7 protein-coding genes are annotated in these 15,217 nt (G+C 59.1%); all 7 read left to right on the forward strand.

What is annotated here, in order from left to right; translation table 11 throughout:
• Positions 1–856: 856 nt before the first annotated feature.
• The 7 genes from AC1MDT_RS28730 to AC1MDT_RS28760 all read left to right on the forward strand — a co-directional run bounded on the left by AC1MDT_RS28730 (position 857) and on the right by AC1MDT_RS28760 (position 15,214).
• Entirely contained in the window at positions 857–3,892 is a 3,036-nt protein-coding gene (locus AC1MDT_RS28730; protein WP_480420032.1) for an autotransporter outer membrane beta-barrel domain-containing protein, read from the forward strand.
• Between the two features lie 134 nt (positions 3,893–4,026).
• Positions 4,027–6,123, forward strand: a complete 2,097-nt coding sequence (locus tag AC1MDT_RS28735) for a tetratricopeptide repeat-containing sulfotransferase family protein (RefSeq protein ID WP_480420033.1) — start codon at positions 4,027–4,029, stop codon at positions 6,121–6,123.
• Positions 6,120–6,980 (forward strand): alpha/beta hydrolase family protein, encoded by an 861-nt coding sequence (locus AC1MDT_RS28740; RefSeq protein ID WP_480420034.1) that lies wholly within the window; start codon positions 6,120–6,122, stop codon positions 6,978–6,980. Before AC1MDT_RS28735 ends, AC1MDT_RS28740 begins: the two co-directional genes overlap by 4 nt.
• A gap of 2 nt (positions 6,981–6,982) precedes the next feature.
• Positions 6,983–7,582 (forward strand): adenylyl-sulfate kinase, encoded by a 600-nt coding sequence (cysC, locus tag AC1MDT_RS28745; protein ID WP_480420035.1) that lies wholly within the window; start codon positions 6,983–6,985, stop codon positions 7,580–7,582.
• A gap of 728 nt (positions 7,583–8,310) precedes the next feature.
• Complete coding sequence (locus tag AC1MDT_RS28750; protein ID WP_480420036.1) at positions 8,311–9,483, forward strand: response regulator; 1,173 nt, start codon at positions 8,311–8,313, stop codon at positions 9,481–9,483.
• A 7-nt stretch (positions 9,484–9,490) separates the two neighbouring features.
• On the forward strand, positions 9,491–11,074 hold the full coding sequence (locus AC1MDT_RS28755) for an ATP-binding response regulator (protein WP_480420037.1): 1,584 nt from the start codon (positions 9,491–9,493) through the stop codon (positions 11,072–11,074).
• A gap of 66 nt (positions 11,075–11,140) precedes the next feature.
• Positions 11,141–15,214 (forward strand): response regulator, encoded by a 4,074-nt coding sequence (locus AC1MDT_RS28760; RefSeq protein ID WP_480420038.1) that lies wholly within the window; start codon positions 11,141–11,143, stop codon positions 15,212–15,214.
• Positions 15,215–15,217: the final 3 nt, after the last annotated feature.

Below are 15,217 nucleotides of genomic sequence, written 5' to 3' on the forward strand. Positions count from 1 at the left end.
GGGATGGAATTAACAGCGATTTCCGGTTTGTGATTACTCTGCCTTTTTTGTCGTGAATTCACAAAAAAAGCAAATTTTTGAGGCTTGTGCTTTTTTTTCGATCAGCGAGCGGTGGGGCTGATAGCCAGTTCGGCAAATAATGGGAGATGAGCGTTGGCATTGGAAACGAGAGAAGCTCGCCACTATTCAGAGGCGCTCCTTGCAAGGAGGCCTCCAGTGGACAGGTAGCCAATCTAGCAGGCATCACCCTAGTCGATCAGTTGCTTCGCAGTGACGAGCGTTACGTCACTGAAAATTCTGATTATAGGACCAGTCCGATGGTGTGGGGGCGCCGACTCGATGAAAATATGTCCTGCAAACTCAACTCTACGTCAGGGTATTGACCGAGAAACTGCAAGTCCACCCGCACTTCGCCAGCGTGCTCATCGCGCAAAAATATGTAGTAACTGTACAAGTCCGTATCGCTGCAGCACATCGGCAGGCGATTCAGAGTCCTCGGCGGGGTTACATGGCTTGCGTAACAGCTTTTCAGTGTTTTTCATTGACTTGGTCAGAGTGAGTCAGGTGTTTTCACAGCGCCGGCGAAGGTGGGCGGTTTATTACTCACACAAGCTTCCGGCGCGGGGCGGGCCTGTTCCCGCTGGAGAGCACATGCGCCTGGAACGTTTGAGCAAACTTATTTAGGTAGGGCCCGGTATGTCGTCGGTTGTCCGCCCGCTGACCTTGGCGCTGGATAAGTACTACGGGCCGCTATTGACGGCGTCCGGAGTTTTGCCAGGGCGTGAATGACTCAAACAAGCTGCTGATAACGCCAAAATCAAAGAATAAGCCCAATCAGGGTAGGAAAATTTCCAGTATGAAGAAGCCACTCAATCATCGTCCTAAACTGAACGCGCTGACGCTCGCCCTGGCGGCGGTCATGGCTGGCAGGGCGCAGGCGGTAATGGCCCAGGTGAGCGTCAACGGCGGCATCAGCGGCACCGACTACACCCTGGATGGCAGCACGCCTCCTAACCTGAATGTCATGGGAACTCTGGGTTACATCAGCGGTGATGCAATCGTGCTCTCCGGGACTGATGCCATCGGCACGCTGACCAACAGCGGCACTATCAACAGCAGCAAAAGTCATAACGGCATAACGAATCAAGGCGGAATCGGCACATTGAGCAACTCCGGCGCCATCACCTCCGGCAACGGAGCTAGTAGTGCGATCTACAACTTCGGCACTATCGGTATGCTTGTTAACAACGCCGGTGGGACCATCGGGACCATCAACAACGGTCTGGCCGGCAGTATCATCACGAGCCCCGCGATCGGTACGATCCACTCGCTGACCAACAACGGCACCATCGACGGCGGGGCAGCAGGCAATGGCATCTACAACCGCGGTACCATCGATGCGCTGACCAACAACGATGTCATCACTGGCCAATACGGCATCCTCAGCGTTGTCGGCAGCATCACTACGCTGACCAACAACCAGACCGTTAGCGGCACGGGTTTCGGCATTGTCAACTCTGGCGACATTACTGCGCTGACCAACAACAGCAATGGCATCATCAGCGGTGGCCACACCGGTCTCGTCAACGTCTCTAACAGCGGCCGCATCGGCAGCATCGGCACGCTGACCAACAGCGGCACCATCAGCGGTGATACGGGCGTCTGGAACACTTCCAAAATTGGCACGCTGACCAACAGCGGCACCATCAGCGGTGGCAAAAACGGTCTCGTCAACGTCATTAACGTGGTCACCGACCGCGTCACTCAAATCCCCACCACCACCACTGTGGGTAACATCGACACGCTGACCAACAGCGGTACCATCAATGGTAGCGTTACCGGCATTTACAACAACGGCGGCAGCATCAACACGCTGACCAACAGCGGCACGGGTACCATCAGCGGGGGCAGCACTGGCCTCGCCAACGTCACTAAGGCCGGCAGCATCGGCAGCATCGGCGCGCTGACCAATAGCGGTACCATCACGGGTAATCAATACGCCCTTTATAACTCTTCAAATGCGGCCCTGGGCACTGTTACCAACTCCGGAACCATCGCTGGCACGATCCAGAATGACTCTGCGCAGGACCTGACAATCAATGGCGGTACCGGATCCGTGTTCGGCACCTTGACCGGCGCAGGCGCTGATGGCGTTAGCGCCAGCAACATCGGTCTGATCACCAATACCAATTCGAACGTGGTCTTCGGGCCCGGCAACCAGTTGCTCAATGACCACATCAACGTCGGCACTCATACCGTCACCAATGACTCGACCGGCACGCTGTTGGTCAACAATACGATCAATATCACTGGCAATTACCACCAGGGCAGCTACGCCAGCCTGATCCTCGGCGTGGGCAATAACCCCGTAGCCAACGGTAATAGCAACACCGACAGCGGCTATGGGCGTCTGGTGGTGTCCGGTAGCGCGAACATCGCTGCGGGTTCCACCGTAGGCCTGCAACAAAATGGCAACTATGGCTTTGCCCCAGGCCAGCGCTACCTCGTGGTTCAAGCCAACTCCACGGGGACGAACTACAACGCCGAGAGCCTTCACTATACGGCTGCGGGTTATAACGTGGCAGGCGCCACTGTCGTCAATGGCGCCAATACCGGCTTACTGCTGACCTTGGGGGGGGGGGCGCCTGTCACAGCACCGGAGACTCCACCGGAAACCACACCGGAAACTCCACCCGCCACCCTGCCGGAGCCTCCTGCTCCTTCATTCGCCCCCATCAATCAAGCCAGCACTCCCGGCGGGACTGCGGTGCTGGCCGGACTGTTCAATTACACCGGTTACGATGCCGGCATGATGAACCTGTTCAACGCCGCCGCCGCACTTCCTTCTCCGGCCGCGGCGAATCATGCAGCCGCACAATTGAGTCCAGCCTCCACCGCTGCGGCGGCTACTCAGGCTTCGACCGGTTCCACCGGGCAAGTACTCAATGTGGTGTCGGCGCACATCGATGGGCAGCGCACGGCACAGATCGACAATAGCGGGAGCGGTATCGCCACCGGTGAGAGCGCCAGCAGCACAGGCCTGTGGGGCCAGGCCTTTGGCGGCACTTCGCAGATGGGTGAACGTGATGGTCTCTCCGGTTACCACTCCCGTTACAGCGGCTTGCTGCTCGGTGCGGACGGCCAGGTTAACGACAGCTGGCGCGCGGGTGGTCTATTCAGCTATGCCAATACCACGGTGAACGACGACGGCGACAACCAGGGCAGCTCCACCGATGTGAAGTCTTATGGTCTGTTTGGCTACGCCAGCTACCTCAACGACGTCGGCACGCCGTGGTACGTGGACCTGTCGGCCGGTGCTGTTCAGCAGCAGTACAACACCCTGCGGTCCATTGACTTCAGCGGTTTCAGCGGTGGGGCCACCGGCCAGCACAATGGCATGCAATACATTACCTCCGCCCAGGCGGGTTACCCGATTGAACTCGGTTCACGGATGGCCAACACCGTCCTGACACCGATTACCGGCCTGACCTACAGCACCCTGCGTCAGGACGGCTACACAGAGCAAGGCAGCAGCGCCGCGCTGCACGTTGACGGCGTTACCAGTGACTCGATCAAGAGCGACCTGGGGGCCAAGCTGGAGCGCACCTTCCCGACTTCTTACGGTGCCTTGGTGCCTTCGGCGCAGTTGACCTGGCGTCATGAGTACCTGGATTCAGGTGTGCAATCGGTCGCCAACTATGCCGCCGACACCACGGGGGCTACCAGCTTCACCACCACGGGCGCGACACCGATCAAGGACACCGGGGTGTTGGCCGTTGGTCTGACGCTGCTGGGCAACAAGGATCTGAGCCTGTCGACGACCTACACCCTGGAGACGGGGGGCGGTTACCACTCCAACACCGGTAGCGTACAGGCGCGCTGGAACTTCTGATCCGCTAGATTCCGTGCAGCCTCGCAATGCCCATTGCTCGTCATGAGCAATGGGCATTTTGCTAACAATCGGCAGTGGATATGAGCGAAAATTCCAGGCACACCAGTCTCCACTCTCTAATTAGCAGGCCCGGTATGAGCGACACACCGACAACTTCCGGCACCCCACAACTGACGCTTTCCGAAGCCATGACCCTGGCCCATCAACACTGGAGCGCGGGTCAGGCACAACAGGCCGAGCAGCTGTGTCAGCGCATTTTGGCGCAATGGCCACAACAGACCGATGCCCTGCATTTACTCGGGCTGATGGCCCACGCTTTTGGTCGGCTGGAGTTGGCCGTGACCTACCTGCGTCAGGCGTGCCAAACGCTGAGCGCACCGGCGATTTACTTCAGTAACTTTGCCGAGATGTGCCGGCAGCAAGGCCTGCTGGCCGAGGCCGAACAGGCGGGTCGACAGGCCGTTGCGCTGGATCCTGCGCTGGTGGATGCCTGGAGCAACCTGGGGATCATCCTGCAGGAAAGCGGCAAACTGGACGATAGCCTTGAGTGTTTGACACGCGTCGTGACCCTGCGCCCCGAAGCGGCACACGCACACAACAATCTGGCCAATACCTATCGTCGCCTGGATCGACAAGACCGCGCCGAGTGGCATTACAAACAGGCGTTGATCCTCGACCCGAATTACGCCGAGGCCTACAGCAACCTGTCGTTCCTGCTGAGTTCACAAGGGCATTTCGACGAGGCGGTGGCTGCCGGTCGACGGGCCATCGAACTCAACCCACGGCTGGTCGATGCGTACCTGAATATCGCCGAAGCCGAAACGCAACGCTTGAATCATGGCGAGGCGTTGCGTTGGCTGGATGCACTGCACACCTTTGCCCCCCAGCATGTCGGCGGACTTACGGCACGCGCCCTGGTCTTGAAAAAGGCCGGGCTCATCGACGAGGCCCTGCGCTGCGCGCGGCAAGCGCTGGCCTTGGCCCCCCATGACGCCAGTGTCCACAACGCCCTGGGCAATGCGCTTCAGGCTGCCGATCTGCACGATGAAGCACTGGAGCATTTCAATCAGGCGGTCGCATTGCCTGGCTCGGTGACTGAAGAAGCGATGATCGCGCGCGCCGTACTGTTCCTGGAAAGTGGCCGCAAGGAAGAGGCCGCTGTGGCCTTCGAACAGGCGGTGACCGCGTTCCCGGGGTCGATCCGGGCGCTGACGGGGCGTTCAGACAGCAAAACCTTTAAACCCGGTGATGCCGATATCGCCGCCATGGAGGCGGGGTTGCTGCGTGAGGAAGGTCTGTTGTTGGCCGACAAACTGGCGACCCACTTCGCCTTGGGCAAGGCGTATCTCGACACGGGTGATTCCGTGTGGGCCTTCCAGCACCTGGATAAGGGCAACCGGCTCAAGCGTTCCACCTTTACCTTTGATTCTCACGCGACGCAGCAATGGATGCAGCGCATCGCCGAGGTCTTCAGCCAAACAATGCAATCCGCGCATCAAGGGCTGGGCGCTGCCTCGTCGCTGCCAGTCTTCATCGTTGGCATGCCTCGTTCCGGCACCACCTTGGTCGAGCAAATTCTGGCCTCCCATCCACAGGTACAAGGTGCTGGCGAGCTGTCGTCGTTGCGCCTGGCGGTGGAAAGCCAGGGCGTTTTCCCGCAAAGCCTGGTCAACTGCTCCGCGCAGGACCTGGCCCGCATCGGTCATGACTATTTGGCGCGAATTCAGCCACTGGTCGACGGTCGGGATCGCCTGGTCGACAAGATGCCGGGCAATTTTGTCTATGCCGCCCTGATTCCGTTGATCCTGCCCGGCGCCCGCATCATTCACTGCCGCCGCGATCCGGTCGATACCTGCCTGTCCTGCTACAGCAAGCAATTTGGTGGCGAGCAACTGTTCACCTACGATCAGGCCGAGCTGGGGCAGTTCCATCGCGATTACCAGGTGTTGATGGCCCATTGGCGCGAGTTGCTACCCGCCGAATCCTTTATTGAAGTGGACTACGAATCAGTGCTGGACGATCTTGAAGGGCAGGCGAAGCGCTTGATCGACTTCATTGACCTGCCTTGGAACGAGGCCTGCCTGGATTTCCACAAGACCCAACGCGTGGTGCGCACCGCGAGCGTCAATCAAGTACGCCAGCCCCTCTACAAAACCTCGAAAGGTCGCTGGCGCGCGCATGCCGAACAGCTCGGACCGCTGTTGGCGGCGCTGGGACTTGCCAAGGCATGAACGACTTGAGCACAGCGCTGGCGCAGCGCCTGCTGACGGCGCTCGCCTGCGTATGCGCACTGCTGGGATTGCTCACAGGTTGCGCCGATCCGAACCGACACGCCGAAACCCTGGCGCACACAAGTAATTTGCAGCGAGACCAGGTCGATACCGACAGCTTTGTACTGACCAGTTTTTACCGGATAACCCGTCCAGACCTGCCGTTGACCGTCTATATCGAGGGCGACGGCTTGGCCTGGCGTTCGCGTTCTGTCCCGTCCGAAAACCCGACACCGCATCAGGCCCTGGGCCTGGCGTTGGCGGTGATGGATCCGGGACCCAACGTCGTGTACCTGGCACGCCCCTGCCAATTCACGCCGCTGGCGGTCAATCCACGCTGTGAAAAAGCCTACTGGACCCATAAGCGATTTTCAGAGGAAGTGGTCGCCACAATGGATCAGGCGGTCACGCATTACGCCGCACGGGTACCCGGTCAGAGCATCCATCTGGTCGGCTATTCGGGCGGCGGTGCGCTGGCGGTATTGATCGCCGCCCGGCGTAGCGATGTCGCTTCGCTGCGTACGGTGGCCGGCAACCTTGATCATGCCGAAGTCAATCGCCTGCATCACGTGTCGGCGATGCCGGAGTCACTCAATGCCATCGATGTTGCGCGTCAGGTCGCGTCTATCCCGCAGCTACATTTCAGCGGTGCCGATGACAGCGTCGTACCACCGCTGATCGCGCAACGTTTTGTCAGCGCCACTGCCAGTCGATGCGCGCATAGCCAAATCGTGCCGGGCATGAGCCATGAAAGCGACTGGGCTCGCCGCTGGCCGGAATTACTTCTCACCCCTCTGCCATGTTCCACGAGTCCTTGAAAATGAATAACAACCTGACTGCCGTACCGCACGCCCTGAGCGCGTTGGACCGCAAAACGCATTATGGCCACTGCGGCGCGGTACTGTGGCTAACCGGGCTGTCCGCTTCGGGCAAGTCCTCCTTGGCCATGGCGTTGGAACTCGCGCTGACGACGCGGGGGTATTCTTGTTACGTCCTCGACGGTGACAACGTGCGCAGAGGCCTGAATGCGAATCTCGGCTTCAGTGCCGAAGACCGGACCGAGAACATCCGTCGAGTGGGCGAGGTGGCGGCCTTGTTTGCCGATGCGGGTCTGATCTGCATCACTGCGTTCATTTCACCCTACCGCGAGGATCGTGCGCGTGCACGTGACGCGGTCGGGCGGATGTTCCATGAAATTCACATCGCAGCGGATCTTGCGACCTGCCAGGCCCGTGATCCCAAGGGCTTATACAAGAAGGCTCGTGCTGGTGAGCTACTGGAATTCACCGGTGTCAGCGCTCCGTACGAAGTGCCGGAGTGTCCTGAGCTGACGATCGACACAGGCAATACTTCCATCGCCGACAGCCTGCAGACACTGTTGAGTTATGTGTTGGGCATTATCCCTTTAGGGAAACATTGAAAAGACTTCCAGCTTTTGCGCTGATCGCCCCATCTCCTGCTGCAACGTATCTACTGCCTCAACCAGATCAAAGGAGTCTCGAGCAATGCATGACGCGAAGCGATCCTCAGGATACGGGTGTGCATTCTTTGGGCTCGGTATGTAGTGATCTGTGAGCAACCCGAAGCGAGACCATTGCAGCCGATTTCGCTGGCTGCGTCGCCCGAGAGCCTGACGCCCATATCGGCATATGGCCTTCCTGAAGCCACTCAACAGATGACGAACACCAAGAGGTGTTCTGGATGGCGTACCAAAATATTAGGCTCGCACGTAGCCCATTGGGTCTGGTCTGCTTGAGCGGTACGGAAACAGGCTACTCAAGCACTGCTCAAGCGATGAATGCGCTTATCGATAGAATCCGGCTGCTGATCAGTTGTCAGCAGATGGACCGGGGCGCTGCCTGAGGTGCTCCTCGCAGAGCAGCCGCTATTGTCGAAGGGCTGGCTGGGTGCAGTGCTAGTAGGGCGTAGAGTTCCTTACCCGCATTTTCCTGGAGACCGAATCTCGCTCGCACGCTGCGCAGGTAAAGCCGATTCGACAAAGACCACTGTTTTGGCTGTAAAGACCTGTCGCAGCGTTTTGTCATATATACCTTATCTGGCAATAAGGGCTCCTCTCTTCTACGTAGCTCGAAGTCACAGTGACCTTCCTTGCGTCAACTTACGCACCGATTCGAACCAGGGGGGGGCATGAGCAACAATCTCGATGTTACCGCTAAGGCCGTTGTGCTAGTGGTGGACGATGCGCCGCTCAACCTCAGGCTGATGAATGACGTGTTGGAACACGCCTATGTTGTCAGGGCCGCATCGAACGGCGCGCGCGCCATCGCCATCGCGCAGTCGAGCGCACCGCCCGATCTGATTTTGCTCGACATCATGATGCCTGACATGGATGGCTATGAAGTCTGCCGTCAACTCAAGGCCGATCCACGAAGTTGCAACATCCCGGTGATCTTTCTCACGGCAAAAACCGATACGGGCAGTGAGCAAATCGGATTTGAATTGGGCGCGGTCGATTACATCACCAAACCCATCAGCCCGCCGATCCTGCTGGCACGCCTCAAGACCCACCTGACCCTGAAGGTTGCAGCCGACTTTTTGCGCGAGCAAAACGACTTCCTGGAACAGGAAGTGGCGCTGCGCACCGCAGAGATGCAGGTGGTCCAGGATGTCGCCATTCTGGTCGTGACTTCGTTGGCGGGAACCCGCGACAACGAAACCGCAAACCATATCCTGCGCACCCAACTCTACGTCAAGGCACTGGCCGAGAAACTGCAAATCCATCCACGCTTCGCCACCGTGCTCACCGCGCAAAACATCGAGCAATTGTACAAATCCGCCCCGCTGCACGACATCGGCAAGGTCGGAATCCCGGACTATATCCTGCTCAATGCGGATCAGCTCTCCCCGGATGAATTCGAGGTGATGAAAACGCATACCACGCTCGGCCGGGATGCGATCGAACAAGCCGAACGCCGGCTCGGGGCGACGGTGCCGTTTTTGCAATTTGCCAAGGAAATCGCCTATTCGCATCAAGAGAAATGGGACGGCAGCGGTTACCCAGAAGGGTTGCAAGGCGACGCCATCCCGGTATCCGCGCGGCTGATGGCGGTGGCAGATGCTTACGACGGATTAATCAGTCGTCGCGACCTCTACACGCCAGCAATGACGCACGAGCAAGCGATGGCGCAACTACAGGAAGGCCACGGCACCCATTTCGATCCTGACATGTTAGAGGCCTTTGTCGACATTCAGGATACGTGTTGTGCCATTGCCGAGCGCTATGCCGACACCGACGACGATCTGCAACGGGAGCGCATACGACTCCAACCCTTCCTCTCACACTCAACGATTATCGAATAGGCGCAAAATGGAACTCAAAGACATGCATGTCCTGGTGGTCGATGACATGGCGGTTATGCGAATTGCTAACGTCGGCCAATTGCGCTCGCTGGGCATTACTAATGTCGATACGGTCAACAACGGCAAGGAGGCTCTGGACTATATACGCAGCCGGAGCATGAAAGGCTCGCGTCTCGATCTGGTGTTGTCGGATTGGAACATGCCGGTCATGGATGGACTGGAATTGCTGCAGGCCGTGCGCGGCGACGCAAGACTGGCGCATCTACCGATCGTTATGGTGACAGGGGAGTCCGACCGCGAGCAGATTGAGCGGGCTATTGCCGCTGGCGTTTCCGAGTTACTGCTCAAGCCTTACAGCCCGCAGAAACTGCGCGAAAAAATCATCAGGGCCTTATTGCGTGCGCGGCGCCTTCGCGAATCGGCCGATGCGCCGACGCTGGATGCCGTGCCGGCGGTTACGCCCGTTGTATCCCCCACGCCGCTCAAGCGCCCAATTGGTAGTGCAAGGCAACCCACCATTCTGGTGGTGGACGACACGCCGGACAATCTGCGCTTGATGGCCGGGTTGTTCGACGATCAGTACCGGGTGCGGATTGCACATAACGGCCAAAAGGCTTTGACGATCTGCACCTCGGACGACCCGCCGGACCTGGTACTGCTGGACGTGATGATGCCGGACATGGATGGCTTCGAGGTGGCGCAGCGCATGCGCGAGCATCCGACCAGTGAAACGATCCCCATCATATTTGTCACCGCACTCGAGGACCTCGAGTCCCGGCATCGCGGCCTCGATTTGGGCGCGATGGATTTCGTGCGCAAACCGATAGACCCGCATGAACTGCTATTGCGGGTGCGCAATTTCATGCGTTACATCGAACTGCATAAGCAGCGCCAGGCCCACTACGATGAAATGTTAGACGCCGCACGCCTGCGTGAAGACATCGACCGCATGCTGCGCCATGACATCAAAGGGCCGCTGGCAGGCGTCATCGGCCTGACGCGCCAAGTACTCGAAGACCCACTGCTGACCCTCTCGCAAAAACACACGTTGACCCTGGTCGAGGAAACCGTTGCGCAAATCCTCGACACCATCGATCTTTCGGCAGAAATGTTCAAGATCGAAACCGGTCGTTACCAGGCGCAACCGCAACCGGTACCGCTGGGCAATCTGCTGCATCAAGTCGCCGACCTGGCTCGGGCTACCTTCGCCTCCAGGAAAGTCACGCTGTCGGTCGATACTGACATCGGACCAGGCACCGAGCAGCCGATGGCCCAAGGCGACCCAAAGCTGTGCCTTTCCGTCTTTCACAACCTGATAAAAAACGCCTGCGAGGCGGCACCGACCGGCAGCAGAGTCGACGTGACGCTACACGATCGCAACCCGTTGGTGGTGACGATCGAGAACAAAGGAACAGTGCCACCGGCCATGCGCGAACTGCTATTCACCAAGGGCGCCACCAGCAAGCGCGGCGGCAGCGGACTGGGGACCTATTCGGCCAAGCTGCTGATCGAGGCGCAAGGCGGAACCATTACCTTGGAGACCTTCGACGCCGACAATCGCACGGTCGTCAGTGTGGCTATACCGCGCTAAACGCTGCTCAAGACCGCAAGCGTTTCCCACAGCGTGGTGCAGTGATAGCAACAGGGGAATAACACTATGTTCAAACAGTTCACGGTTGGTACACGTCTGGGGGTGATGGTGGCGCTACTGTCTGCCATCACATTGGCGGTCGGTTTAACCGGCATGCACGGTATGAACTTCAGCAACGAAAAGCTCAGGACCGTCTACCAGGACCGCACCGTTAGCCTGGTGCAACTGGGGAACGTAATGGAATCGGCTCAGCGCTTGCGCTTTCGCCTGGCGCAAGGGGTCAAGGGTAGCGGCGCTGCGAACCTTGAGGAGGCTATGCAGAAGTCGGCCGAGCTTGACGCCGAGCTAAAACAGCACTGGGAGATCTACCATGAGACATTTTTTACTCCCGACGAAAGACGCATGTCTGAGGAATTCGTATCTTTGTGGGACGTGTATGACGACAAACGCAATCAATTACTGGAAATGGTCAAGTCCGGCAATGTCACCGCCGCGCGTGAGCAATACGAAGCGGTCAGTGCACTGTTTAACGCGCCGCACGACCTACTGGTGAAATTAAGCGATTTGCAGGCCACTGTCGCTAAAGAGGAATATGCAACGGCACAGGAACATACTGCTTTCGATTTAAAACTCAATGCCGGCCTGATCATCGGCGGACTGCTGTTCGGTATTCTCCTGTCTTACCTGTTGATCCGAAACCTGCTTCGGGAACTGGGCCTGCAGATCGTCGCCGACATTTCTGCGCGCAAGAAGCAGGAGCAGCAGATCCAGCGGCTGATGAACGATTTCGGGACGATTTTCCGCAATGCGCCCAACGGCATCCTGTACACCGCCGACGAGGTCATCATCCGCGCCAACCAACGCATTGCCGACCTGCTCGGTTATCCGTTGGACGAGCTGGTCGGCCAGCCAGAATCCTGCATCTACGCGCATATGGCCGACTACCTGGAGTTCGCCCGGATGGCGGGCCCCGTGCTGGCGTCGGGCAAAGTGTTCAATGCCGAATGGCACTACGTGCGCAAGAATGGCGTACCGTTCGTTGCGGCGGTGTCGATTCAATCGGTCAGCGTGGCCGGCTATCAGCGCGCGGCGATCTGGTGCATCGAGAACATTAGCGGGCGCAAGGCCGATGAGCAGGCCCTCGCAGATGAAAGTAAACGGTTGCAGAGCATTCTCGACCAAAGTCCGCTGGGCATCGCGTTCACCGCCGGCGGGACATTCCGCTATATCAATCCTGAGTTCCGAGCCCAGTTCGACGCCAAGGTCGGCGACCAGGCCTCGACCATCTACCACCGGCCTGAAAATCGCGACAGCCTGGTGCCGCTGTTGGAGAGCAATAGCGTGGTGCACAACCAAGAGTTGCAGATGATCGGCGCCGGCGGGAAATTGCGCGATTTCCTGGTGACGTTTGTGCCGTTTAAACGGGGCGGGGAAGAGGGGACGATGGGCTGGCTGCTGGATATCACCGAGCGCAAGCGCATGGAAGCGGAAATTCAGCGTACCAACTTCTTCACCGACATCGCGCTGGAATTGACCGACAGCGGCTATTGGTATGTGGACTACAGCGACCCAGAATATTACTTTCAGTCCGAGCGTGCGGCCCGCATCTTGGGCGAGCCGATTAAGCCGGATGGTCGCTACCACCTAGAGCACGAATGGTTTGCGCGCCTGGAGGCGGCCAATCCGGAAGTGGCCGCCGCGGCCGCCGAGCGCTATCAGGGCGCCATCGATGGCAAGTACGACAAGTACGATGTGATCTACGCCTACCAGCGGCCGATTGATGGTCTGGTGGTGTGGATTCATGCGGCTGGCAAATTGGTGCGCGACGCCTCGACCAACAAGATCTTGTTCATGTATGGCGCTTACCAGGACATCACGCTGCAGAAGCAGACCGAGGATGAGATCCGTCTGGCGCGTGCGCTGGCCATGGAGGCGACCCAGGCCAAGAGCGACTTCCTGGCCAACATGAGCCATGAGATTCGCACGCCAATGAATGCCATCATCGGCATGAGCTACCTGGCGCTGAAAACCGAATTGAACCCGCGCCAGCGAGACTACATCGAGAAGATCCAACAATCGGGTAACCATTTGCTGGGCATCATCAACGACGTGCTCGATTTTTCTAAGATCGAAGCCGGCATGCTGCTCGTCGAACAGAGTGAGTTCACCCTCGAGGAGCTGCTCGACAACGTGGTGAACCTGGTCGGTACACGGGCTGTGCAACGCGACCTGGAACTGATCCTCGACGTGGCCAGCGACGTCCCGGCCACGCTGGTGGGCGATGCGCTGCGCCTGGGGCAAGTCCTGGTCAATTTTGCCGGCAACGCGGTGAAGTTCACCGAGCAGGGCGAGATCGCGATCGTGGTTCGTCTGCATGAGCGCAGCGAGTCCGATGCGTTGCTGTATTTTGCGGTCCGGGACACCGGCATTGGCCTGTCCGAAGAGCAGATGGGTCGCCTGTTCCAGAGCTTCCAGCAAGCGGATAGCTCGACAACCCGCCAATATGGCGGTACCGGCCTGGGTCTGGCAATTGCCAAGAACCTGGCCGAATTGATGGGCGGCGCAGTCGGTGTGGACAGCGTCGTCGGTCAAGGCTCGACCTTCTGGTTCACGGCTCGAGTCGGCACCGTGCCAATCGCGCGCAGAAAACTGCAGCGCCCGGACCTGCAAGGCCGTCGGGTGATGGTGGTGGATGACAACTACAGCGCCCGTCACACCCTTTCGGAAATGCTGACCGAGATGGGATTCACCGTGCTCAGTATGGAGTCGGGAGTGGCGGCCCTCGAAGCACTGCGCGACGCCGATGCTGCGGGTGCGCCGTTCGACGTCGTCTTGCTGGATTGGAGGATGCCCGGCATGGACGGCATCGAGACGGCGAAGCGTATCAGGCGGGGCGATGCCGGCAAGGTGCCGGGCATGGCACTGGTAACGGCTTACGGGCATGACCATCTGCTGGCCGACGCGAGCGAGACCGGCCTGGAGGCGGTACTGGTCAAACCGGTCAGCCCGTCCACGCTGTTCGATACCATGAGCAGACTGCTTTGCAACACATTGGGGGAGTTCGAGACACCCCAAACGCTTCAGGACAGTCCGATGGAGGACGCCATGGCGGCGATTTTCGGCGCGCGGATCCTCCTGGCCGAAGACAATGCACTGAACCAGCAGGTGGCGAGCGAATTGCTGACCGACGCCGGGTTGCTGGTCGATATCGCCGACAATGGTCAAATTGCCGTCGCCAGGGTGCAAACGGGCGATTACGACCTGGTGCTGATGGATATGCAGATGCCGGTACTCGATGGCGTGAGCGCGACGCGTGCCATTCGCGCCTTGCCTGGCAAGGGCGATCTGCCCATCGTCGCCATGACCGCCAACGCCATGCAGGCTGACCGCGAACGCTGCCTGGAGGCGGGCATGGTGGATTTTGTCGCCAAGCCAATCGACCCGGACGCGCTGTTCCGCACTCTGTTGCGCTGGATCAAACCGACCGGCGTAACACCCTCTGCGCACACGCATGAGGCTGTCGGTGCCTGCGCCGATACGACGCTGCCTGCCGCCATCCCCGGTCTCGACATCGAAAGGGGCTTGCGCGCGGTGCTGGGCAAGCCGGCGCGCTATATCGCGATGTTGCGCAGCTTTGCGAAGAGCCAATCGCGCACGTTACAGGACATACGCGAAGCGCTGGCGCACGACGATGCCCCGACAGCGGAACGCCTGGCACATACGTTAAAGGGCCTGGCCGGCACGATCGGCGCGCCCGAGTTGCAGCAACACGCCGGCTACCTCGAAAAGGAATTGCAGCAGGATGCCAGCGGGCGCCATGGCACGGTATCAATGGACACACTGTGGGCACTGCAGACCTTGTTGGCGCAGCAAATCGCCAGCATCACGACGGCGTTGCCCGAACCGGTGGCGACGCTGGGCGGCCCGATCGACTTGACGTTGTGCGACACGGTGATTCCTCAGTTGGACACCCTGCTGCGCGAGGACAACCCGAAAGCGGAGCAACTGCTGCACGAACACAAAGCGCTGCTGGCCGCTGTTTTCCCTGGACACTTCCATCAGCTGAACCAAGCCATAGAACAGTATGACTTTGAACAGGCGCTGCTGGTGCTGACCGAAGCAACGACTGCAGCCACATGAACA

Source organism: Pseudomonas sp. ASL7 (genome assembly GCF_056680375.1).

Coding starts and splice junctions, on each gene's coding strand:
- AC1MDT_RS28730 (WP_480420032.1), top strand. CDS start 857: ATGAAGAAGCCACTCAATCATCGTCCTAAACTGAACGCGCTGACGCTC.
- AC1MDT_RS28735 (WP_480420033.1), top strand. CDS start 4,027: ATGAGCGACACACCGACAACTTCCGGCACCCCACAACTGACGCTTTCC.
- AC1MDT_RS28740 (WP_480420034.1), top strand. CDS start 6,120: ATGAACGACTTGAGCACAGCGCTGGCGCAGCGCCTGCTGACGGCGCTC.
- cysC (WP_480420035.1), top strand. CDS start 6,983: ATGAATAACAACCTGACTGCCGTACCGCACGCCCTGAGCGCGTTGGAC.
- AC1MDT_RS28750 (WP_480420036.1), top strand. CDS start 8,311: ATGAGCAACAATCTCGATGTTACCGCTAAGGCCGTTGTGCTAGTGGTG.
- AC1MDT_RS28755 (WP_480420037.1), top strand. CDS start 9,491: ATGGAACTCAAAGACATGCATGTCCTGGTGGTCGATGACATGGCGGTT.
- AC1MDT_RS28760 (WP_480420038.1), top strand. CDS start 11,141: ATGTTCAAACAGTTCACGGTTGGTACACGTCTGGGGGTGATGGTGGCG.